Source organism: Acinetobacter sp. UBA2581, assembly GCF_002339435.1.
In the GTDB taxonomy this organism is placed as follows: Bacteria; Pseudomonadota; Gammaproteobacteria; order Pseudomonadales; family Moraxellaceae; genus Acinetobacter; species Acinetobacter variabilis.
In genome coordinates this window covers 1-24,206 of the sequence record NZ_DDLD01000024.1, presented here as the reverse complement: position 1 = coordinate 24,206, position 24,206 = coordinate 1, and the positions used below count along the sequence as shown (strand labels likewise).

Sequence of the window (24,206 nt, the reverse complement as noted above, 5' to 3'; positions counted from 1 at the left end):
TTGTGTCCACGACATGCTTCACTACAATGGCATATCTAAAAAATAAATTTATATACGAATTGTTTGGATTTCTTTATGTATAAACCAACCGCAATTTTGTGGCAGCCTGCATTACCAACATTTTTAAAATTTTCTGTACTTGGAACGGCACTCGCTTCCTTGGGACTGACGGGCTGTTCTTCTACACAAAGTGCGACCCAAAAAGCGTCAAGCAAGCAGGTTGGCTCACAATATCTAGATGCAAGCAGTTTGGATGGGCTGGAAGATTTACTTTCTGCAACGGATATGCGTGCGGTTGAAGGTGACCGCTTACTGATTTTGAAGCATGGTGATATCTGGAAACGGATGACCGTGGGTTTCAAGATGGATCTGAATACCTGGAATCCGCGTATTGATGCACAGCGTGGCTGGTTTATTTCCCGTCAGCCTTATCTGGACCGCCTGAGTGCCCGTGCATCGCGCTATCTCTATTATACGGTGAAAGAAGCAGAACGCCGTGGCATGCCTACAGAGCTGGCTTTATTACCGATCATTGAAAGTTCTTATGACCCGGCGGCGACCAGTAGTGCAGCAGCAGCAGGTTTATGGCAGTTCATTCCAAGTACTGGCCGTATTTATGGTCTGAAACAAACCTCACTTTACGATGGCCGTCGTGATGTCGTTGAGTCGACTCGTGCGGCTTATGAGTTTCTAGGCAGCTTATATAACCAGTTTGGTTCCTGGGAATTGGCTTTGGCCTCTTATAATGCCGGTCCAGGCCGTATCCAGCAGGCGATTAACCGTAATAAGGCCGCAGGCTTGCCTACCGATTACTGGTCCTTGAAACTGCCTCAGGAAACCATGAACTATGTGCCGCGTTTCCTGGCAGTTGCGCAGATTGTGAAAAATCCGGGTACTTATGGCGTGAGTTTGCCACCAATTGCCAACCGTCCTCACTTTCGTGAAGTGACTGTCGGTGCAGCCAATTTAAATGAGATTGCAGCCATTACCGGTTTAAGCCGTGCTGAACTGTATCAGCTTAACCCGGGGCATCGTGGTGATCGTATTGATCCGGAAAGTCCGCGCCGTATTTTGATTCCGGCTGACTTAAGTCCATCGATTGATGGAAAACTGAAAAAACTGCAGTCTAGTTCAAGCGGCTTATGGGCAGGTACTGTCAGTAACTCGCCTAAAACGACCACTACAGTAACTCCAAATCCAACTGTAGCACCAGCATCAACCAGTACCACCATCGTACCTGCCAAGCAGACTCCGCCGGTGCTTGCCACTACGACTGCTAAGACTGCAACAGCAACTAAAGCTCCAACTGCGACTACATCACCAAAGCCAGCTACGACTGCACCAGCAGCAGTGTCAACCACGACGACACCTAATCTAACTGCACAAACCACCAAACGGGTCAGCACACCACGTGGTTCCGAAGCACTTGCTGAATTTGCGGCAAAAAGTGAATTGCCTATTCCAAGCGCGCCACGTATTCCGGTTGCTGTGACGCCAGTTGCTTCAGTGAAGCCTATCCAGGTCGAGCCACCAATTACCGCAGCTGAACGTCAGCAAATCCAGAAAGTGGTGTCAGCAGAAGAAATTAATAAGACCGTGGATGAGCTTTTACAACCTGTGGCGACTGCAGCTGAACAGGCACAGGTCATTGAAGAGTTGAAAGCACTGGCACCTGCAGGCACAGAAATTGTTGACCCTTATGATGGCAAGATCAAACTGACTGCAATTCAGACCAGTCAGTCTATTGCCGAGCAGCAGGGCAAGGAACTGACCAAAGGATTCTCATATCCGAAAGAAGTCGCTGTAAACACCAGTGCAGATTCAGTTGAAGCTCGACTCAATCAGGGCAAAAACTATGTAAAAACTGATTCAGAAGTTGTGGTTGTGGCACCGAAAGGTAAGCGCAGTACCTATAAGGTTTTACCGGGCGATAATCTGGCATTGATTGCAGCGAAGAATGGCGTGAACTGGCGTGATGTCGCGAAATGGAACCAGATTGATCCAAACTCTACATTATATGTGGGCACCACAATTTATCTCTATGATGCCAACCCAGTACAGGAAGTACCGAAAGCCAAAGAGAAACCGGAAAGTTATGTGGTTCAGGCCAATGATTCTTTGACCAGCGTTTCCAGCCAGTTCGGCCTGAGTGTTAAACAGTTGGCTGATTATAATGATCTGAGTACGACCAGTGGTTTATTTGTGGGGCAAAAGCTTTCCCTAAAAGAAAGTACCAGCAAAGCGAAAGTTGAAGACAGCAAAAAAGTCGAAACTGTCAAAGTCCAGACCAAGTCCTATACCGTTAAACGTGGTGAGTATCTGAAACTGATTGCAGATCGCTACGCATTGTCGAATGCAGAACTTGCTGCACTAACTCCGGGTTTAACCGCGGGTAGCAGTTTGATGATCGGACAGAAGATTAATGTTCCTCTCAATGAAGTTGATGAACTGACTGCGAGCAGCAAGAAAACCGAAAAAATCGAACAGAAGTTTGAGAACGTTAAGGTTGATCATACGCCAACAGAAAGCTATCAGGTCAAACGTGGTGAAACCCTGTACAGCATTGCCAATCAAAGTAAATTGACGGTATCTGAACTGGCAGCGTTAAATGGCCTGTCTGCAAACAGCGGCTTACGCATTGGTCAGACCATCAAGATTCCGGCCGGTAGTCAGGTTCCTGACAGTTATACGGTTCAATCGGGTGATACGCTGACCGGGATTGCAGCAAAATATAATCTGTCGATGGATCAGATTGCCAACCTGAACAATATTTCCCGTAGTGCCAATGTGCGTGTGGGTCAGCATCTGAAATTATCTGGTAGTCCTGAACCTGTGCAGGAAGTGGTCACCGAGACTCAGGAAAACAATGTCAAATCAGATACTCACATCGTGAAATCTGGTGAAACCTTAAGCTCGATTGCCCGCCAATATCATCTACAATTACGTTATCTGGCAGACCTGAACGGCCTAAGCACCAATAGCAATGTGCGGATTGGACAGCGTTTAAAAATTAATGAAGATATTCAGATTGCCAAAAAAGAGCCGGTAGTAAAAGTCGCAACAAAATCTGCCTCTTCTAAGGCGACAGAATCCTATACGGTAAAATCCGGAGAATCACTGATTGCGATTGCCAATCGTGTAGGAGTACCCGTTACTGATCTGGCGAGCCTGAATAATCTTAGTCCACGTGCTGGTTTACGTGTGGGCCAAACGCTTCAGCTTCCAAAGCTGGTCACTGAATACAAGGTGAAGCGTGGCGATACCTTGATTGGTCTGGCATCCCGTTATGGTATGGCAACCAATGAGCTGGCAGAAATGAATGAGCTGAAACCCAATACTCAATTGCGTATTGGTGATGTGATTAAGGTTCCAAATTAATTTCTGGATCGTGAAATTGTTTAATCCCGTCCATGTCTTATGGATTCTTGCTGCCCCTTGGATCATCAGTTCTAGCGGGGCAGCAGTCATTACGACACCTTATATTGCACTGCATGGTGCACCCAAATATGCACAGGCTAAATCTCTGCCTTATGCCAATCCGCAAGCGCCCAAAGGCGGCATTCTTATTCAGGCAGCCGATGGCAGTTTTGATAATCTGAACAGCATGAATGGTAAGGGGAATGTCACTGAAGGGATTAATTATATTTTTGACAGCCTTATGTCGAAATCCCTGGATGAGCCCGGCGTTTATTATCCTCTGCTGGCGGAGAAAGTCAGTTTCGATCCAAAGCAGACTGCTTATATTATTTTCCATTTAAATCCTAAGGCCAGATTCAGTAATGGTCAGCCAGTGACGGCTAAAGATGTGAAATACAGTTTTGATCTGTACCAGACCCAGTCTAATTTTGGCTTACAGATGTATCTGGCAGATATTAAAAAAACCGAAGTCCTGTCACCTTCAAAAGTTAAGATTAGTTTTAAATCTCGCCATAATCCGGAAATGGCCATGATTGTGACTCAGATGCCGATCTATTCTCAGCAGGAATGGCAAAAGCGTAATTTCAAAGACATTAACCTGAAACCGATCTTGGGTTCTGGGCCTTATGTGATTGAACGTATTGATGCAGGACGCAGTATTTCTTATAAACGTAATCCGCATTACTGGGGTAAAGATCTGCTGGTCAATCGTGGGCGTTATAATTTTGATCGCATACAGTATCGTTATTACCGTAGTCCGGAAATCAAGTTTGAAGCTTTTAAGTCGGGCCAGTTCACACTGCATGAAGAAAAACAGGTTAACCGCTGGGTAAGTGATTATCGCTTTCCTGCGGTAGAGCAAGGCCAGATCAAAACCTATCGTTTTCACCATCACAATCCGATTCCAACCCAAAGCCTGATTTTTAATATGCGGCGTCAGCCCTTTGCCGATATCCGCTTCCGGCAAGCTTTAACTCTGGCCTATGATTTTGAATGGCTAAATAAAGCCTTGTTTCATGGGGAATATCAGCGTCTCAACAGCTTTTTTAGTAACAGTGAACTGGCATCTACAGGCAAGCCGAGTGCCCAAGAGCTGAAAATATTACAGCCAAATTTATCTAAATTGCATCCGGTGCAACGTCAGACGGTATTACAGGATTGGCATTATCCGCAATCAGATGCCTCCGGGTTTAACCGCAAAAATTTATTACAGGCGCGACAAATTTTATTGAATGCCGGTTACCGTTATCAGCAGGGAAAACTGGTGACTGCTCAAGGTAAACCTGTACAGATTGAATTTCTGTTGCATCAGGCTGAACAGCAGCGTCATCTAATGCCTTATCTACGCCATTTGAAACGTTTAGGAATTCAGGCGTACATTCGGATGGTGGAAACGGCTCAGTACTATGAGCGCCTTAGAAATTATCAGTTTGATATGATTGTGGATACTATGCCGCAATCGCTGACACCGGGGCAGGAACAGAAACAGTTTTGGGGTAGTCAGGCGGCACGTCAGCCTGGCAATTATAATTATGCCGGTATTCAAAATCCGGTGATTGATCGGGTGATTGATCAGGTGGTTCAACCACAAAGCCGGGAGCAGCTGATTTATAGTAGCCGAGCTTTAGATCGTTTATTGCGAGCCGGTTATTATCATATTCCGACTTATGGTACGGGTGAATACTGGTATGCTTACTGGAATATATATCAGCAGCCTAAAATCAAGCCCAAGCTTTCTGCGGGTATTGATTACTGGTGGGTGGATGCAGCTAAAGCCAGACAAGTGGCGCCGTACTTAAAATATCGCTAGATTTCCAGCTTTGGGGAGTGCCATGAGCACTTATATCGTCAAACGTTTGCTTCTTATGATTCCGACATTATTGATGGTTTTACTAATCAATTTTGTGGTGATTCAGCTTGCACCGGGTGGTCCAGTGGAACAGGCCATCTATCAGGCACAGCATGCAAATAATTTGGCGATCGGTGGCTTGCAGTATCAGGGACAGCAAGGCCTGACGCCCGAAATGCTGGAGCAGATCAAGACTCAGTATGGATTTGATCAGCCGGTTTATTTACGTTTCTGGGAAATGTTGAAAAGCTATGCCCAGTTTGATTTAGGCCAGAGCTTTTTTAAAGGCCAAGCTGTGACTGAACTGATCTGGGAAAAATTGCCAGTTTCACTGTCTCTAGGTTTCTGGAGTACCTTGCTCATTTATCTGGTCTCTATTCCTCTTGGCATCCAGAAGGCCAAAAAGCATGGCAGCCTGTTTGATCAAACGACGTCTTTGCTGCTGGCTGTGGGCTATGCTATTCCAGCCTTTATCTTTGCCATTTTGCTGCTTGTATTTTTTGCAGGTGGTTCCTATCTGCAATGGTTTCCTTTACAAGGGTTAAGCTCGGAAAATTTTGCTGAATTATCCCTCTTTGGAAAAATTCAGGATTATTTTTGGCATATGGCTTTGCCGCTACTGGCTATGGTACTCGGCGGTTTTGCACGGCTGACTTATCTGGTGAAATTTTCCTTTATGGAAGAACTCAGTAAACAATATGTGCTGGCAGCAAGAGCGAAGGGACTACAGGACAGAGCAGTGTTCTACCGTCATGTACTGCGCAATGCTGTGCTGGTGTTGGTTGCCAGTTTGCCAGAAGCTTTGCTCGGTATTTTATTTGTCGGGAACCTGTTTATTGAAATCCTCTTTAATCTGGATGGTTTGGGCATGCTGGGATTTGAAGCGATTCTGCAGCGGGATTATCCGGTCATTTTTGGAACCTTGTTTATTTTTACCTTATTGGGCTTGGTGCTGCGTTTGATCAGTGATGTGCTGTATCGGGTGATTGATCCCCGGATCCATTTTGATTCGCGAGGGTCAAAATAATGTCACCAATGCTACGCGCCAGCCTGCAACGTTTTAAAAATAATAAAACCGGATTTGCCTGCTTCATTGCCTTTACCATTATTTTTATCTTGTCACTTGGTGCTGAGCTGATCGCTAACGATAAGCCTTTACTGGTCAAGTATGAGGATTCCTATTATCTGCCAGTAATAAAGTCATATCCTGAAACGACTTTTGGGGGTGTCTTTGAAACTGAAGCCGAGTATCAGGATCCTACGGTACAGCAGCTGATTAATGCCAAAGGCTGGGCAATCTGGTCGGTGATCCACTTCGGCTATGACACACCCAATTTGGCACTCGATATTCCAGTACCTTCACCTCCAAGCCGACAAAATTGGCTAGGAACAGACGATCAGGGAAGGGATGTGCTAGCACGTATTTTATATGGCTTGCGTATTTCCTTGCTGTTTGGCTTTGCATTAACTTTACTGTCAGCAGGATTAGGTGTGCTGGTTGGGGCAGTTCAAGGCTATTATGGTGGCTGGATTGATCTGATCGGGCAACGTGCACTTGAGGTCTGGAGCAGCCTGCCGATGCTGTTTATGGTCATGATTCTGGTCAGTGTGTTTAGTCCAAATATTTACTGGCTATTTGTGATCATGCTGTTTTTTGGCTGGACGACACTAGTGTCGATGGTGCGCGCCGAATTTTTACGAGCCAGAAATCTGGAATATGTCTGGGCAGCAAGAAGCATTGGAGCAGGGCATGGCCGGATCATGTTTCGGCATATCTTGCCGAATGTCATAGGTTCCAGTCTGTCACAACTTCCTTTCATGCTGACCGCCAACATCAGCGCACTAACTGCACTGGACTTTTTAGGTTATGGTTTGCCGCCTGAAACCGCTTCTTTGGGTGAATTATTGCTGCAGGGCAAAAATAATATCAATGCGCCGTGGTTGGCTTTGTCCGGGTTTCTGACCTTAGCCATTGTCTTGTCTTTGCTCATCTATATCGGTGAAGCCATCCGAGATGCTTTCGATCCCAAAATTTAAAATGATTTTTTTAAGACTACCCCCTAATATCTAAAAATAAAATTTGTATCCATTTGACAATATGAATTGTCAATTATGGCAAGTTAGGTTATAACACATACAAAATAAGATAAACATTTTAGGAAAGTACATGACACAATTGGCCGATTCCATCCAGATCCGTAATACCCAGTTTAAAAACCGTATCATTAAAGGTGCCATGAGTGAGGCATTGGCCAATGATGCAGGCCAACCTAATCAGGCCCATTTAAAGTTATATGAAGCTTGGGCCAAAGGTGGTTTAGGCTGTGCGATTACAGGTAATGTCATGGTGGATTTTCGTGCCAAGAATGAACCCGGTGTAGTGGTAATAGAAACTGAACGTGACCTGGAAAAGTTAAAAGCCTGGGCGAATGTCGGAAAACGTCATGGTATGGTACAACTGGTACAGTTATCTCACCCTGGACGTCAATGCCCAAAAGGCTTGAATAAAGAAACCGTAGCACCTTCAGCTGTACCTTTCAGTCCAGCACTGGTGATGAGTTTCGGTACGCCACGTGAACTGCGTGAATATGAAATTTTAGATATTATCCAGCGCTTTGCGACTTCAGCTGCTATTTGTGAAAAGGCGGGATTTGAAGGCGTGCAGTTACATGGGGCACATGGTTACCTGATTAGCCAGTTTTTATCGCCACTGACCAATAAACGTCAAGACCAGTGGGGTGGTAGTATTGAAAACCGCAGTCGATTCTTGCTAGAAGCCTATAAGGCGGTACGTGCAGCAACTTCTGAAAATTTTGTTATTTCAGTGAAATTAAATTCGGCAGACTTCCAGCGCGGTGGCATTAGTGAAGAAGACGTTATTTATGTTTTTAAGGCGATGGATGCAGCCGGGATCGATATTATTGAAGTTTCTGGCGGAACCTATGAAGCACCCGCAATGGCTGGGGTAAAAGCAGAGAAACGTAAAGCATCAACAGTTGCCCGCGAAGCCTATTTCCTTGACTTTGCCGAAAAGATCCGTCAGGAAGTTAATTGTCATTTGATGGTAACGGGAGGCTTCCGTACCGCAACAGGTATGAATGCAGCCCTAGATAGTGGCGCATGTGATTTTGTCGGTATTGCACGTCCATTTGCAGTCGAGCCTGATCTGGGTAACCGTCTGGTTGCAGGACAGGATGTACGTTATGCAGTGGAGAAAATTAAAACTGGTATTCCAATGATCGATAAGATGGCGATTATGGAAATCATCTGGTATGCCGCGCAATTTAAAGAAATTGCCAAAGGTAATCGACCAAATCCAAAACTGTCGCCTTTAAAGGTATTTTTAAATTACGTAAAAGGTAATGTGAAAGCTGTGATTAAAGGTCAGATCAATTCACGTAAATCGGCTTAATGTGCATAATGTATTGAAGCAAAAACAGGGCATATACAATGCCCTGTTTTTTATGAATGATCTTTCTAAGAATAAGTCATGGCTTGGGTCTGGAAAGGGAAGAGCAGCTGGGAAAGCTGACGTGTTGCCCACAAGCCTACTTCCTGATGATGCATATGCGGTGCTACATAAGGAATCAATAAATCAATCTTTTGTTCGGCAGCGGCACAGCGATTCAGACGACTTTTCAGCTGATGGATCTGTTGCTGGTCAATACGGTTCAGCACTGGTTCCATCTGGTTATGTACTTGAGAGCTGCTACGTGATGACAGACGAGCAGCTAAAGTCTCACCTTGAATCCAGTCTTTAATAATTTGTTTTTCAGTCGCATTAAATACACCAAACATTTTGCCATCTGGATCATCAATCATTTTCCAGAAACGGCTTTGTTCTACAGGTGCATCTTTTACAATCCAGCCTTTTTCAATCATGACTTTCAGGAAATCCGCAATCTGTGCCGGATCGGATAACCATTCATTAATGGTCTTGCCACTAAACTGGCATTTCTGGTTATGGATATATTGTCCAATCAGCGCTTTGTTCTGGAACACTTTCAAAGCCAGTTTTTCAGTATCCAGTTGCTTGATGATCTGGGTAGAACTTTTGCCAATGTCATTCAGCACATAACCTTTTTTAATCAGGTCTAGATACTGGGCAGGATCTTCAGCGAGTGCATACTGATCTAAATACGCTTGCAGAGATTTTTGTGCATGACCGTTGTGAGCATTATCAATGGTAATGTGTACATTGAAATAATGTGGATCAATACCGAGTTCAGACAGCTCATAATTGGTAATTAACAAGTGTAAGGGCAGTTGCTCATAACCCAGATTGAAACCAATCACTAGCGGCAGATATTCTGGCGGCGCATAGGCCAGAGCCAACTGGACAGCCGCCTGTTCATAGTAACTGGCATCCAGCTGTTCAGTATAACTGTTCAGCTCATAATGATTCAGCAAGTCCTGATACATGGTGACATGATTGGCACGAGTATGACCCATGCCCAGTTCTTCCAGATAGATATAAATCAGGTCTTGGGTTTCCGGACGATTCCAGTTTTGCACAGTTGAATACAACCATGAGCCGTCTACCAGTTTTACAGGTGCGACTTTGGCCAAGAACTCAAATGCATGTGAAACAGTCGGGAAGTATTCACGTCCTTGCTGCTGTTTACGCCGTTCTACATACGACTGGAAAATTGCGCAGGTTTGATGGTGCTGTTCCAGAAAATGTTGCTCTACATGTCTGGGTTGATCCAGCCATTCCAATCCAGCCACATCAACTTGATGGATTAAATCTCTTAAATAGTTCTCGGCCTGTTCGGTCTTTACTGTCGTCGAAATCTGTTGATCTTGAAAGAAGTTGACCCAATCTTTAAAGTTATTAAATTGATGATTATGATTTTTAATAGATGATTCAGGCGAACTTAACTTTGTACTGACGAACATAATCTGATCCTTGCAGATATATTATGCTTTCTACCTTAATGGCATGCTTATACCACCGGTGTTGATTTTTTGTTCGGATTTATAGTGCGATTGCTGTAAATGAGAATGAATGGATAACGAGTTGAAGAGAAATGTAAAAGAATAAGATTTTTGAATGAATTATTTATAAACAAATAAAATTGCAATCGAGACAATTTGATCAAACATTAAAAAACAGGAATGAAGGAACATGCAATAAAAAAGCCCAAGTCATCATGCTTGGGCTTTTTTATGAGAAGTTAATTAAATTAACCATCTCGAATATGGCGTCCCTACGGGGATTCGAACCCCGGTTACCGCCGTGAAAGGGCGATGTCCTAGGCCTCTAGACGATAGGGACAGTATAGAAGTGATATTTTAAACCAGAACTTTTGATTTGAAGTAATGGCGTCCCTACGGGGATTCGAACCCCGGTTACCGCCGTGAAAGGGCGATGTCCTAGGCCTCTAGACGATAGGGACTTAATAAAATATTACTTCTGAAATTGGCGTCCCTACGGGGATTCGAACCCCGGTTACCGCCGTGAAAGGGCGATGTCCTAGGCCTCTAGACGATAGGGACGTTTCAGAGGTGGGCGTATATTAGGGTGAAAACAGGGGGGTGTCAAACGCTTTTCCAGAGTTTTTTGGAATTTTTCTTTTGAGTGCATAAATTTAAAACAATATTAGTAGAATACTTGAAAAATGCCGGATTTAAGCCGGATTTTTAAGTAATTCCAGAATAGCTTCAACGACCTGCGGATGCAGTAAATAGCCAGTAATGTCATGTGGCCGGTGAATATGTGTACGAATGCCATGATTGATGATTTCAGGTTCAAACTTGAATGGCGGTTGAGTAAGCGGAATGGCAGTAAGATAATCATCCGTTGAATAGAAATTGATCCAGTCGCCTTTAATTGCCTGAGGTCGTACCACTGGCTGTGCCAGGCTGGATTGAATCACTTGGAAGGCTAATGGTGAACCTAGAGTAATAAAACGCTGTACATTCAGTTCAGGGTGCTGGATGAGATGATTATAGGCAATCACACTTCCTAAAGAATGAGCAATGACAATGCAGGGTTTGCGACCACTCAGTTGTCGGGCAATCCGTTCATGTACCTCTCTCATGAAATCAGGGTTATCGAGATAAAGATAAGTTTCAATCAGAAATCTCTGCAATAGAGTGCGATGCAGAGTGGGAAAATAATTGAGTAATAAGGCAAAATCCCGAAGCGCCACATTCCTGCCGAGAGCGGTAAAATAATTGAATTTCTGTCTGAAATCCATGGTGTCACTTGAACCGGGTTGGGAAAAATCGGTAATTGTGGGCCTACGCCAGCCAGGACGTGGAACAGGGGCAGGAAGCTGAGGTTGAGCTGGCTTGCGAAAAGGAAAGCTGGGCCATTCCTGTGGTATCAGGGTGCCGGCTTCTAGAATATTGCGGACGTTATAACGTGAAAGCAGATCCCCATAAAATGGAATACGAATGTGACGTTTTAAATAGCTAAATCTGGCATCTTGTTGGTGTTTGCGCATCCCTTTTTGAAGTATATGGAGCCAGCGCTGGCGGATGGAGGCAGCGCTATGATGTTGCTGATTCATTCCATGAATAAAAATAACTTTCATCGACACCCCACTGAGTTCGATAGAATTATATTTACAGTATAGAAAAAATTAACGTAGCAAAAGCAGCGCTTTTTGTGGTGTTAATGTGTAAATTATCTTTGATAAAACAATAATTAACAGACATATGTATATTTATAAAAAAGTCATAAATAAACCAGAAAATGAGTAGGTATGGATAAAGAATTTGACTCAGCAGAAAAATAGTACAAAGAAAATATTAGAATTAAATCTGTAAATTGAGATGCTTTTTAGAGTAATTCCAGCAGGGCTTCGATGACTTCCGGATGCTGGACATAGCCATCAATATCATGCGGATGATACATTGAAGTACGAATCTCCCGATTGATAATTGCAGGCTGAAACTGAAAAGGCGGTTCTGATAATGGAAAGGCAGTTAAAAAGTCATCACTGCAATAAAAATTAATCCAGTCACCTTTAATAGCTTCTGGCCGGTGAACAGGCTGTGGCAAATGTTCCTGAATGACCCGGAAAGCCATTGGTGATCCCATACTGAAAAACGCTGTACATTCAGTTCTGGATGCAGAAGCAGATAATGATAGGCAATCACACTTCCTAAGGAATGAGCTATCAGGATACAGGGTTTATCGCCATGCAGTTGCTGGCCAATTCGCTGATGCACCTGCTGCATGAATGTGAAATTTGCCAGATAAGAATAGGTTTCAATCAGAAATTTTTTGATCAGCGTATCATGCAGGCGAGGGAAATGATTCAGTAAGATCACAAAATCCCGTAATAGAGTATTCCGGCTCAAAGTACTAATAAACTTCACCTTCTGGTTAAAGGTCATGGCATCCTCAACCTTTAGCTCGGGAATTTCACAAATTTCAGGTGAATATTGATTGAGATGGGGTGGTGGTGGCTGGGATTTAACTGGCTGATGGAAGGGAAAGCGAGGCCAGTCTTGTGGCATCAAGGTGCTGGCATTTAGCACATTATGTAAATGATGACGGAACAGCAAGTCGCCATAAAAAGGAATACGGATATGCCGTTTCAGATAAGCAAAATGTGCCTGTTGATGTAACTGTTCCAGACCGCGTTTTAGCAGACTGAGCCAGCGTTGACGCAAAGACGCAGAGCTGAATTTCTGCTTGTTCATGCCATGAATATAAATAATTTTCATCGACACACCACGCTGGCTGCCTAGAACATTTTCAGTATAAATAAAAAAAAGCAGCCGAAGCTGCTCTTTTAATCATTTTAATGTTTAAGCATTTTTGTGATAGAACTTGTAGTAGCTGGCATAGCACAGTGCGATAAACAGCAGACAGCCAAAGAAACTGATACGCATGCTCGGATCAAACACCATACTGATACAGGTAATCAGACAGAACAGAAAACCCAGAATCGGTACAATCGGGAACAATGGCGCAGCAAAATCAAGATCCTTCGCTGTTTTACCCTGTTTGTACCATTCACGGCGGAAGTTGAACATGCTGAGACAGATGCTCATCCAGACCACTACCATGGTAAATGCTGCAATACCTAGCAAGTTAGTGAAGATAGTTTCCGGGGCAAACTGTTCAGACAGCAAACCAGGCATACCACCAATCATAGTGACAATGACTGCAATATAAGGTACACCACGCGCATTTAAGCGGGAAAATACCGCTGGTAACTGTTTGCTGTAAGACAATGACCACATCATACGGGATGCAGCAAATAGACCTGAATTAGCAGCAGATAGCAATGCTGTGATAATCACAAAGCGGATAATATCTTCGGCATAAGGAATACCAATATGCTGGAATACTGTCACGAATGGACTGCTACTGACACCTTCAGCTGCCAGACCTGCTTCCTGATGCGGAAGAAGGGAGGTCACCACAATAATCGTACCTACAAAGAAAATCAGTAAGCGGAAAATTGCAGTATTAATCGCTTTTGGTACATTTTTGGCAGGATCTTTGGTTTCACCCGCAGCCACACCAATCAGTTCTGTGCCAGAGAATGCAAAGTTTACAATCAGCATGGTTGTGAAGATTGGGAACAGACCTTCCGGGAACCAGCCTTGAGCTGTCAGGTTACTGAATAGCGGAGCAGTTTCCTGTCCTTGATAGCTTACTACACCAAATATAGCGAGTAGGCCAAGCAGGATAAAGGTTACAACAGTAACGACTTTAACCAGTGCCAGCCAGAATTCAGACTCTGCAAACCAGCGAGTGGAAATCATATTCAGTGCGAATACGAAAGCACCAAAAATCAACGTCCACATCCACATGGAGCTATCCGGGAACCATTCCTGCATTAATAAAGCTGCAGCGGTAAATTCAGTTCCCAAGGTCACTGACCAGGTCAGCCAGTATAGCCAGGTAATGGTGTAGCCAGTCCCTGGTCCAATATAGCGTTTGGCATAGGCGCCAAATGAGCCCGATTCGGGCATATGAACGGCAAGTTCACCCAGACATAGCATAACCATGTAAGCGATGATCCCGCCAAGGAGATAAGCAAGAATGGCACCTACAGGCCCCGTTTGTGCAATGACTTCACCCGACCCTAAAAATAGGCCTGTTCCGATTGCGCCGCCAAGCGAAATCATGACCAGATGTCGAGTACTCATAGCGCGTTTTAAAGGCGCAGAATTGCCCTGATGCGTAGCATCATTCGGAGATGAGTGCATAGGAGTCAAAAAAATAAGAGAATGAAGCGGGTTATTGTAGTGAAAAACTACAAATCTGCAACGTATTAATATGGATTATGTATAAGACTTGATCGTGTGCGATCAGATAATGGCGTCCCTACGGGGATTCGAACCCCGGTTACCGCCGTGAAAGGGCGATGTCCTAGGCCTCTAGACGATAGGGACGTTGCGAGGTGAGGGCTATATTAAGGACTAAGCCGAACTTTGTCAAAAGAGTTTTTACTAAAATGTATTTAACAGTTTAAACATTAGGCAAAACAAAAACTTTATTTTATTAAGATGTTATTTTCTGAACGGATTTACCTGATATGAAAAAATAAACCCAATCGGAACTGGGTTTATTAAAGAAATTATTTCAGTTCAAAAGTTTAGAATTTAAGCTTTTTGATGATAAAGCCAGTAGTAACTTGCATAGCATGCTGCCATAAACAATAAACAGCCAATAAAACCAGAGAGCATTTCAGGGTCAGCTGCCATACTCAGACCGGTTGCAGTACAAGTTACAAAACCTAGAATGGGAACTAAAGGGAACCAAGGTGTACGGAATTTTAGTTCAGAGACACTATGACCAGACTTCAGCCATTGGCGACGGAAATTAAACTGGCTCCAGCAGATGCTCATCCAGACAATCACCATGGTAAAAGCGGCAACACCCATCAGGTTCTTGAAAATAACATCAGCACCAAACTGTTCAGAGAGCAGACCAGGCAAACCGCCAATCATGGTGACCCAGACTGCTACATAAGGCACGCCGGATTTGCTGACTTTAGCAAATAGTCGCGGTAACTGGTTTTGTGAAGACAATGCCCACATCATACGTGAAGCTGCATAAAGGCCAGAGTTTGCAGTCGACAGCAGTGCAGTGATAATTACGAAACGGATAAAGTCTTCCGCATATGGAATACCCATTTGGGTAAACACGGATACAAACGGACTGCTGCTTAAGCCCCCATGACCACCGACCTGTAAACCCGCATCGGTATAAGTCAGCAGCGAGCTAATCACGATAATGGTCCCGACAAAGAAAATCATCAGACGCCATACCGCAGCATGAATCGCTTTCGGTACATTTTTCTCAGGATTTTCGGTTTCACCGGCTGCAATCCCGATCATCTCGGTACCGTTAAAGGCAAAGTTCACGATTAATAATGTGGTGAATAACGGAATCAAACCGTTTGGCAACCAGCCATGTTCAGTTAGATTATTGAACAGCGGTGCGGATTCATAACCTTGAAATGGAATGAAGCCAAATATACAACCAAAGCCCAGAATAATAAAAATCAGTACAGTCGCGACTTTCACCAGCGATAGCCAGAATTCTGATTCGGCAAAGGTACGGGTTGAGCTTAGATTGGAGAGCAGAACACCTGCAGCAAAGATCAATGTCCATAACCAGATCGAAGTTTGCGGAAACCATTCCTGCATCAGAATCGCAGCGGCAGTAAATTCGGTACCCAAGGTGGCTGACCAGCCCAGCCAGTACATCCAGGACACCATATAGCCTGTACCCGGGCCAATATAATGGGTTGCAAAGGCACCAAAAGAACCAGACACAGGTAAATGTACGGCCAGTTCACCGAGGCAGAGCATCACCATATAGGCAATCAAGCCGCCAATAATATAGGCAAGGACTGCACCAAGAGGACCAGCTTGAGAAATGACTTCACCAGAACCCATAAACAGGCCGGTACCAATTGCGCCACCAAGGGAGAGCATGATCAGATGACGTGTGCCCATGGCACGTTTTAATGACGGAGTTTGACCCTCAACAGACGAATGCTCTGAAGGTGGAGAGGGAGATTGCATAGCTCAATTAAAAGGAGAGATGTAAAGAAAGTATTTTAGTTTTAATTATGTGAAATATCACATAAATTGGAATTTCCTCATAAAGTTATTTTTTTAATTTGAAAAATAAATATTTGCAAAGCCTCTTAAAAACTAGTGATCTGGAGTCTGGTATTGCTCAGTCGGTGTTTTTTCAGCAGGCGTAGTTTCTGCTTGATTCTCAGCAGTTTTATCATCGCGACTAATCACATAAATATAAAGCGCTGAAGGTGCCAGAATGAGTAAAACAAGCAAGATTTTCTTTAGCATGGGAAAATTGATCAAAACCTAACATCAACTTGATTATAGCCTAAGCAAACGAGAAAGTGCACCAAACTCAGTCATGCGGAATTTATAACAATAGGATTGAAAGCAATAATAAGAAAAAGAGTTTTCTTGGAAAAAATGAAAGAAGAGTGGGGGTAAATAAGATGGCGTCCCTACGGGGATTCGAACCCCGGTTACCGCCGTGAAAGGGCGATGTCCTAGGCCTCTAGACGATAGGGACGTTTAGAAGATGGCGGTATCTTATTGATCCGCCACCAAAGTGTCAAGCAGGTGAGGTGCGAGTTTGTTTAAAATATAGCAAAACAGTTCCGCAGTCTTTTGCGTATCGTATAACGCAGAGTGTGCTTCTTTGCCATCAAACTCAATCCCGGCTTGAATACAAGATTTAGCCAGAACCGTTTGACCGAACATCACCGCACTTAAAGTCACGGTATCAAACACAGAAAAACTGTGGAACGGGTTCTGGTTTTTGGTTCCGGTACGGGCAATTGCGGCCTGTACAAAGCCCAAATCAAAATGCGCATTATGACCGACCAAAACGGCATGCGTACAATTTTGCTGACGACGCACTTCATTGACTGATTTAAAAATACGTTTTAACGCGGTTTTTTCATCTTCAGCCATCGCGATCCGCATCGGATTTGACGGGTCAATCCCGATAAATTCCAAAGAGCGGCGATCCAGGTTGGCACCTTCGAAAGGATTGATATGTGCATGGTAAGCTTCACCAGGCACAAACTGACCATCTTCATTATAAACAATTGGAATGGCCGCAATTTCTAACAAGGCATCAGTCTGTGCATTAAAGCCTGCTGTTTCAACATCGACAACAACAGGCAAAAATCCACGGAAACGCTGACCAATGACTGGAAGAGTTTCATTTGTCACATTTTTCTCCATTGAATGGTTTTTCCTGCATATAGCGGAACGATTTGTTCACCATCCAAGTAGTCTAGACTTTCAGGAATAATTTGATCTTCTTTGACCAGCGTAATGGTTTTGGTATTACGTGGGAGGCCGTAGAAATCTGCACCAAAGTGGCTGGCAAAACCTTCTAGACGGTCGATTTTACCTACTTGATCAAAGGCCTGAGCATATAACTCAATTGCAGTCGGTGCACTATAGCATCCTGCGCAGCCACACGCATTTTCTTTGGCATTTTTTGAGTGCGGCGCACTGTCAGTGCCTAAGAAAAATTTAGGATTACCGCTCGTTGCTACTTCAAGCAACGTTTGCTGATGCGTCTGACGTTTTAAAATTGGCAGGCAATAAAAGTGCGGCTTGATCCCACCAACCAGCATATCATTACGGTTAAACAGTAAATGCTGTGGAGTAATGGTCGCAGCCACATTACGATCCTGTTCCAGCACGAAATTAGCTGCTTCGCTGGTAGTAATGTGTTCTAGAACCAGTTTCAATTTCGGGAACTGTTTCAGTAACGGTGCTAATACTTCATCTAGGAAGCGTTTTTCACGGTCAAAAATATCGACATGATTATGCGTCACTTCACCATGCAGCAATAAAGGCACCTGATGCTCTTCGAGTTGTTCAATGACTGAATATACTTTACGAATGTCGCTTACACCGCTATCCGAGTTGGTGGTTGCGCCAGCAGGGTAAAGTTTAATGGCATTGACATGCTCAGAATCTTTAATCTTTTGGACTTCACTTGGAGAGGTATTATCTGTGAAATACAGCACCATGCGTGGATCAAAATCGCTACCTTCAGGAACATGCGCCATAATACGTTCACGGTAGCTTAATGCTTCTTCCACAGTTTTAACTGGGGGAACAAGATTCGGCATACAGATTGCGCGGGAAAACTGTTTGGCTAGATCAGGAACGGTGCGTTGCAGAGCGAGACCATCACGCAAGTGGGCATGCCAGTCGTCTGGCTGGAGAAGGGTAATCGTATTCAAGGCGAATTCAATCGGAGAAATAAAACAAATGATAATGCATCTATGCCCAAAATGGTAACGAGAAATATATACAAAATAAGGGATATCTATAAATTAATTTATAAAAGTATGATATTTTAAAATTAATAAAAAAATTACATAAATACTTGGCAATGGAATACAAGTACAATCTAGCAAAATTGCAAGATGAAAAAGAAAAAATAGAAGAATTAATCACACGGCAAAGTCAGCGTGTAGGTTCGATTTTCCCTCAGAATCTGGAACAGGAGTTCTGGAGCAAAAACCTGGAGCGAGCACGTAAACATGTCGAAAAATATGTTTGGGCAGGAGTACTGACCTATTTTATTTTTCTGCTCGTTATGGTTCCAACGGACTACTGGATTATCGATTCACAATATTTCGTACAAGATTTTGTGCGCTGTATGCTGGGGCTGATCAATGGTAGTCTAGCTTTACTTGCTTTTTATTTCTTCTCCTGTCTACCTAAAATCAAACGCTTTTTTCCGCAAGCTTCCATGCTGCTGATGTTCTGGATGATAGTCTCGACCTCCTATCTGACCATGTCTATTCAAACAGTAAGCTTGCAACATCAGTCGATGGCGATCATCACCATTATCTACATCTTGGGATATATTCTGACCGGAGTAAAACCTTTACAGATGTTAATCACTGGATTATTTGCTGCACTTTGTACGGTCTGGCTGTTATCCATGTTATCGATCGACTTTAATGCGCTAGTCTTGGGGCGGATTCTGATTGGCAGTAGCCTATTGGGATGTGTGATTAGTTATATGCTTTTTGCCCGTGAGCGAATGATTTTTCTCTATACTATGCGGGCCAGAATCAGTGAGAAAATTCAGCGGATTCATACCACAGAATTACTGCATTTAAGCCAGCATGATGAGCTGACCAAAATCTCCAACCGACGAACTTTTGATGAAACACTGGATATCTTCTTTGAACGTTCCCGCCGTAATCAGCATGCCTTGGCGATTTTGTTTATCGATGTCGATCACTTTAAAAACTATAACGATTTTTATGGACATCAAAAAGGGGACGATGTTATTTCCAGTATTGCCTTTACCATTAAAAATGCGATCCGGCATATGGACTTTGTGGCCCGTTATGGTGGTGAAGAGTTTGTCGTACTGCTTCCGGAAACCGATGCGCATGGCGCCTATGCAGTGGCTTCCAATATCTTTAATGCAATTGAGCGTCTGGAAATTCCACATGAGAAATCTGGTGTAGCTAACCATATCACCATCAGTTTGGGCATTACCGTTTATCGTGGTGAATACTTCATTGATAAGGATGCTTTGTTGGGAATTGCCGATCAGGCGTTGTATCGAGCCAAACAGCTAGGACGGAATCAGATTTATTATCAGTCGATCCGCACTGCAAATCCAAACAGTGTGAATGTCTAAATCGAATCTATAAAAAAACCGCTCAGATGAGCGGTTTTTTTGACTTTAACAAACTTATTTGTTTTTGTCTTTTAATTGAGGTACTGCAGAACCTGTACCTACTGCGAGTAAGCCAGAATCTGTATAGATACCCAGTTTCGCACGTGTATCTGTGATATCCAGGTTACGCATAGTCAACTGACCGATACGATCCGCTGGAGAGAACATAGAATCACCTTTCTCCATAGTCAAACGCTCAGCTTCATAAGTGAGGTTAGGAGATTCAGTGTTCATGATGGTGTAGTCATTACCACGACGCAGTTCTAAAGTCACAGTACCAGTGATAGCTTTAGCTACCCAACGCTGTGCAGTTTCACGAAGCATCAATGCTTGAGAATCGAACCAGCGACCTTGGTACAGAAGACGACCCAAACGAAGACCGTTGATACGGTATTGTTCGATCGTATCTTCGTTATGAATACCAGTGACCAGACGTTCATAAGCGATGTGAAGAAGGGCCATACCCGGAGCTTCGTAGATACCACGAGATTTCGCTTCGATGATACGGTTTTCGATCTGATCCGACATACCTAGACCATGACGGCCACCAATACGGTTCGCTTCAAGAATGAACTCAACTGGATCTTCGATACGTTGACCATTGATTGCAACAGGGAAACCTTCTTCAAAAGTAATCGATACTTCTTCAGGTTTGATTTCAACTTCTTCTTTCCAGAATGCAACGCCCATGATTGGGTCAACGATTTTGATACCCGCATTCAGGTATTCAAGATCTTTGGCTTCGTGAGTCGCACCCAACATGTTTGAGTCAGTTGAGTAAGCTTTCTCTTTTGACATTTTGTAGTCAAAGCCATTGTCGATCAGGAACTGTGACATTTCTGCACGGCCACCTAGCTCGTCAATGAAGGTCTGGTCTAACCAAGGTTTGTAGATTTTCAGGTTAGGGTTAGTCAACAGACCGTAGCGGTAGAAACGCTCGATGTCGTTACCTTTATAAGTAGAACCGTCACCCCAGATGTTCACGTCATCTTCTTTCATTGCAGTTACCAGCATGGTACCTGTTACTGCACGGCCAAGAGGAGTCGTGTTGAAGTATGGAACGCCACCTGTAGAAATGTGGAACGCGCCACATTGAATTGCAGCAATACCCTCTAATGCAAGCTGTAAACGGCAGTCGATCAAACGTGCTTTTACTGCGCCATAAGCTTCAGCTTTTTTTGGAATCGCATCGTAATCGTCTTCGTCTGGCTGACCCAGGTTTGCTGTATAAGCATAAGGTTCAGCGCCTTTTTGTTTCATCCACAAAAGAGCTGCAGAAGTATCTAGACCGCCAGAAAAGGCAATACCAACTTTTTTGCCTACTGGGACATTCTGCAAGATAGTTGCATTATCAGACATTGTTCATCCTAATGATATGAAATAGGCACGCCAGAAGTGGTGGCCTGAAAAAACACATATTGCGTCAATTGTATCATTATTTTATTTAGGTTTGCTTTAGAAAAGAAAAACTCGTTTCAAAATCTTGATTCAATAGGCTTAGATAATCATAAAATTACCGTATTTTTGACAAATGCTTAAAAAATAGGAAAATCTGGGAAGATTCAATAACATCATTAAAAAAACATCTTCAGGATAGCCCTCATGAGCCCAAATATTCCTCCTTTACCTAATCTGCAACCGGCTGCCAAAAATGAAACCCTGTCGATTGTGCATGGAATCTATGCCGGTTTGCTGGTTTTTAGTACGGTTGCATTTTTATATCTGGAATATCAGCAGTCGACGATTTCCATGTTGAGTCTGGTTATTGTGTTGCTACTTTTGGCTGTGCTGATTGTTTTGAATATTCAGGCCTGTCTCAAGGTAAAACAGGGCAATGGTTCAGGACGCACCTTGTCCAGAATTATGGCGATCCTGATGCTGCTCAGTTTTCCCATTGGTACAGTACTCGGTGTAATTGCCTTATGGAAATCGAGCAAAAATCAATGGCAGCAATAAATTCACCATTAAGGTACGGCATAAATATCACAATTGGTATTTGTGCCTGAGAAAGCGGACCTGATAGTCATAAAAAGCCTCTAAAAATCAGTTAAAGTACATGGATAAGATTTAAGCTTTTAGCCAAATAAGAATCAGGGATATTTTATGACAACGACGCGCTATGCAAATATTTTAAAACCATTACATCTGGGTTTCACCACGATTAAAAACCGTGTGGTGATGGGATCAATGCATACGGGCTTGGAAGATCGGTTTTATAATTATCCTAAACTGGCAGCTTATTTTGGTGAACGTGCCAAAGGTGGTGTGGGTCTCCTGATTACTGGCGGGATTTCACCTAACCGTCAGGGCTGGTTATTGCCTGCTGGTGGAACGATGAATACCTTGGGTGATGTTGCACCGCACCGACTGGTTACGCATGCCGTGCATAAGCATGGGGCCAAGATTCTGTTGCAAATTTTGCATGCCGGACGTTATGGCTATCAGCCTTTTGTGGTATCTGCGAGCCCGATCAAATCGCCAATTTCACCTTTTAAACCACGTCAGATGTCTGAAAACCAGATTCTGGATACGGTTCAGGACTATGTTAAAACTGCAAAACTGGCTAAAAAAGCGGGCTATGACGGCGTGGAAATCATGGGATCTGAAGGGTATTTGATTAACCAGTTTTTAAGCCGTCACGTCAATCAGCGTACTGATCGCTGGGGTGGAGAAATTGAAAACCGCATGCGTTTTGCGGTGGAGATTGTTAAAGCAATCCGTGCTGAAATTGGTGAAAAATTTATTATCTGTTTCCGCTTGTCCTTGCTAGATCTGGTGCATGATGGCAATACTATGCAGGAAGTGATTACAGTGGCTAAAGCACTAGAGAAGGCTGGAATAACTTTGCTGAATACCGGTATTGGCTGGCATGAAGCACGTATTCCGACGATTGTCACTTCAGTTCCTCGTGCTGCATTCGTAGATTACACCGCAGAAGTCAAAAAGCATGTTACTGTTCCAGTCATTGCATCGAACCGGATTAATATGCCAGAAACTGCTGAAGCGATTTTGGCATCGGGTCAGGCAGATATGGTGCAAATGGCACGCCCACTATTGGCAGATGCATTCTGGGTGAATAAGACAGCAACCAATCGTGTTGATGAAATTAATACCTGTATCGCCTGTAATCAGGCCTGTCTGGATCATACATTTAAAAATAAACGCGCTACCTGTTTAGTGAATCCACGTGCTGGTTATGAAACCGAACTGGTTTATGTCAAAACCAAAAAGCCTAAAGGGATTGCCGTGGTGGGTGGTGGTGTGGCAGGTTTATCCGCAGCCACAGTCGCTGCCAGCCGCGGTCATGATGTGACTTTGTTTGAAGCTACTAGTGAAGTGGGTGGGCAATTTAATCTGGCCAAAGTGATTCCAGGCAAAGAAGAATTCCATGAAACCATTCGCTATTTTAAAGTACAACTGGAAAAAACTGGGGTAGATGTCCGTTTAAATACTCGAGTGAATCGGGAGCAATTGGAACGCGAAGGTTTTGATGAAGTCATTGTTGCTACGGGCGTTGTTCCGCGTGAATTGAAAATTGCCGGTAGTGATGCACCTCAAGTTCTGTCTTATGCTGAAGTATTGCGCGGTGCACCAGTAGGAGATCGTGTCGCGGTCATTGGTGCCGGTGGAATCGGTTTTGATGTATCAGAATTTTTATTAAAGCCCCCGCATCAGCCGCAACCACAACCTGTAGATGAATGGAAACGGGAGTGGGGTGTAGATCTGCATGCTAATTATGTAAGTGAAGGCGGACTGCAGCCAGCAGAACTCGAGCCACCAGTCCGGGAAATTTATTTATTACAGCGTAAAACTACTGCTTTAGGAGCAGGTTTGGGTAAAACCACAGGTTGGGTTCATCGTGCCCAACTAAAAAAACATGGCGTGCGCATGTTACGCGGCGTGCACTATAAATCGATCACGGATGAAGGTTTGTGGATTGAAGTGGATGGGCATGATCAGTTGCTGCGTGTAGATACGGTCGTCGTTTGTGCTGGTCAGGAGTCAGTCAAAGATGTCATGCCTTCAGAGGATCAAAAGACTTTAGCGAATTACCATATTATTGGTGGAGCAAAGCTGGCTGCTGAGCTGGATGCCAAGCGTGCAATTCGTGAAGGGGCAGAATTGGCAGCAAAATTGTAAGGATTTGATGAAACTATATGCAGTTGATGAGATTCACTGTAATTTTCACTTGTCAGTCGCCTAAAAGCTCCGTATTATTGCGCACATGGAAGCGTGGCAGAGCGG

General features: G+C 43.8%; 16 protein-coding genes, 5 tRNA genes and 1 pseudogene. 8 read left to right on the top strand and 14 right to left on the bottom strand.

Features of this window, described 5'->3' with window-relative positions; translation table 11 throughout:
- The first annotated feature begins 75 nt into the window (after positions 1 to 75).
- The 5 genes from B3Q46_RS03010 (at position 76) to B3Q46_RS02990 (ending at position 8,678) form a co-directional block, all read left to right on the top strand.
- The gene (locus B3Q46_RS03010; RefSeq protein WP_034170470.1) at positions 76 to 3,378 is read left to right on the top strand and encodes a LysM peptidoglycan-binding domain-containing protein; all 3,303 of its coding nucleotides are present in this window, start codon (positions 76 to 78) and stop codon (positions 3,376 to 3,378) included.
- Positions 3,379 to 3,421: 43 nt separating this feature from the next.
- Positions 3,422 to 5,227, top strand: a complete 1,806-nt coding sequence (locus B3Q46_RS03005) for an extracellular solute-binding protein (protein WP_414631435.1) — start codon at positions 3,422 to 3,424, stop codon at positions 5,225 to 5,227.
- 22 nt (positions 5,228 to 5,249) lie between these two features.
- Positions 5,250 to 6,293 carry an ABC transporter permease subunit gene (locus B3Q46_RS03000; protein ID WP_286713340.1) on the top strand — a complete coding sequence of 348 codons (1,044 nt, stop codon included), beginning with the start codon at positions 5,250 to 5,252 and terminating at the stop codon, positions 6,291 to 6,293.
- Positions 6,293 to 7,303: an ABC transporter permease gene (locus tag B3Q46_RS02995; protein WP_005234773.1), complete on the top strand. Its 1,011-nt coding sequence runs from the start codon at positions 6,293 to 6,295 to the stop codon at positions 7,301 to 7,303. Before B3Q46_RS03000 ends, B3Q46_RS02995 begins: the two co-directional genes overlap by 1 nt.
- 130 nt (positions 7,304 to 7,433) lie before the next feature.
- Entirely contained in the window at positions 7,434 to 8,678 is a 1,245-nt protein-coding gene (locus tag B3Q46_RS02990; protein WP_005234775.1) for an NADH:flavin oxidoreductase/NADH oxidase family protein, read from the top strand.
- A 65-nt stretch (positions 8,679 to 8,743) separates the two neighbouring features.
- On the opposite strand, the gene B3Q46_RS02985 is transcribed toward B3Q46_RS02990, so the two are convergent.
- The 13 genes and pseudogenes from B3Q46_RS02985 to pyrC form a co-directional block, all read right to left on the bottom strand.
- Complete coding sequence (locus B3Q46_RS02985) at positions 8,744 to 10,165, bottom strand: iron-containing redox enzyme family protein (protein WP_286713337.1); 1,422 nt, start codon at positions 10,163 to 10,165, stop codon at positions 8,744 to 8,746.
- Between the two features lie 303 nt (positions 10,166 to 10,468).
- Positions 10,469 to 10,544, bottom strand: a tRNA-Glu gene (locus tag B3Q46_RS02980).
- Between the two features lie 45 nt (positions 10,545 to 10,589).
- A tRNA-Glu gene (locus tag B3Q46_RS02975) sits at positions 10,590 to 10,665 on the bottom strand.
- Between the two features lie 24 nt (positions 10,666 to 10,689).
- A tRNA-Glu gene (locus B3Q46_RS02970) sits at positions 10,690 to 10,765 on the bottom strand.
- Positions 10,766 to 10,896: 131 nt separating this feature from the next.
- Positions 10,897 to 11,808 (bottom strand): hypothetical protein, encoded by a 912-nt coding sequence (locus B3Q46_RS02965; RefSeq protein ID WP_005234779.1) that lies wholly within the window; start codon positions 11,806 to 11,808, stop codon positions 10,897 to 10,899.
- A 248-nt stretch (positions 11,809 to 12,056) separates the two neighbouring features.
- Positions 12,057 to 12,949: pseudogene (locus tag B3Q46_RS02960) on the bottom strand (alpha/beta fold hydrolase).
- Between the two features lie 84 nt (positions 12,950 to 13,033).
- Positions 13,034 to 14,446 carry an amino acid permease gene (locus tag B3Q46_RS02955; RefSeq protein ID WP_034170462.1) on the bottom strand — a complete coding sequence of 471 codons (1,413 nt, stop codon included), beginning with the start codon at positions 14,444 to 14,446 and terminating at the stop codon, positions 13,034 to 13,036.
- A 110-nt stretch (positions 14,447 to 14,556) separates the two neighbouring features.
- A tRNA-Glu gene (locus B3Q46_RS02950) sits at positions 14,557 to 14,632 on the bottom strand.
- A 210-nt stretch (positions 14,633 to 14,842) separates the two neighbouring features.
- Entirely contained in the window at positions 14,843 to 16,273 is a 1,431-nt protein-coding gene (locus tag B3Q46_RS02945; protein WP_286713334.1) for an amino acid permease, read from the bottom strand.
- A 132-nt stretch (positions 16,274 to 16,405) separates the two neighbouring features.
- Positions 16,406 to 16,561, bottom strand: coding sequence for a hypothetical protein (locus B3Q46_RS02940; protein WP_005234786.1), 156 nt, complete (start codon positions 16,559 to 16,561; stop codon positions 16,406 to 16,408).
- Positions 16,562 to 16,723: 162 nt separating this feature from the next.
- Positions 16,724 to 16,799 (bottom strand) — tRNA-Glu (locus tag B3Q46_RS02935).
- A gap of 20 nt (positions 16,800 to 16,819) precedes the next feature.
- On the bottom strand, positions 16,820 to 17,479 hold the full coding sequence (gene rnt, locus B3Q46_RS02930) for a ribonuclease T (protein WP_034704922.1): 660 nt from the start codon (positions 17,477 to 17,479) through the stop codon (positions 16,820 to 16,822).
- Positions 17,464 to 18,498: a dihydroorotase gene (gene pyrC / locus B3Q46_RS02925; RefSeq protein ID WP_005234791.1), complete on the bottom strand. Its 1,035-nt coding sequence runs from the start codon at positions 18,496 to 18,498 to the stop codon at positions 17,464 to 17,466. Before pyrC ends, rnt begins: the two co-directional genes overlap by 16 nt.
- Before the next feature lie 152 nt (positions 18,499 to 18,650).
- Here pyrC and B3Q46_RS02920 point away from each other — a divergent pair, with 152 nt between their 5' ends.
- Complete coding sequence (locus B3Q46_RS02920) at positions 18,651 to 19,922, top strand: GGDEF domain-containing protein (protein ID WP_286713329.1); 1,272 nt, start codon at positions 18,651 to 18,653, stop codon at positions 19,920 to 19,922.
- A 54-nt stretch (positions 19,923 to 19,976) separates the two neighbouring features.
- Here the strand turns inward: B3Q46_RS02920 and argG are convergent, their stop codons facing one another.
- A complete protein-coding gene (gene argG, locus B3Q46_RS02915) occupies positions 19,977 to 21,320 on the bottom strand; it encodes an argininosuccinate synthase (protein ID WP_005234795.1) in 1,344 nt (447 codons plus the stop codon).
- A 243-nt stretch (positions 21,321 to 21,563) separates the two neighbouring features.
- Between argG and B3Q46_RS02910 the strand changes: the two genes are divergently transcribed.
- Positions 21,564 to 21,917 (top strand): hypothetical protein, encoded by a 354-nt coding sequence (locus B3Q46_RS02910; protein ID WP_034170456.1) that lies wholly within the window; start codon positions 21,564 to 21,566, stop codon positions 21,915 to 21,917.
- Positions 21,918 to 22,064: 147 nt separating this feature from the next.
- Positions 22,065 to 24,101 (top strand): NADPH-dependent 2,4-dienoyl-CoA reductase, encoded by a 2,037-nt coding sequence (locus B3Q46_RS02905; protein WP_034170455.1) that lies wholly within the window; start codon positions 22,065 to 22,067, stop codon positions 24,099 to 24,101.
- Positions 24,102 to 24,206 lie beyond the last annotated feature (105 nt).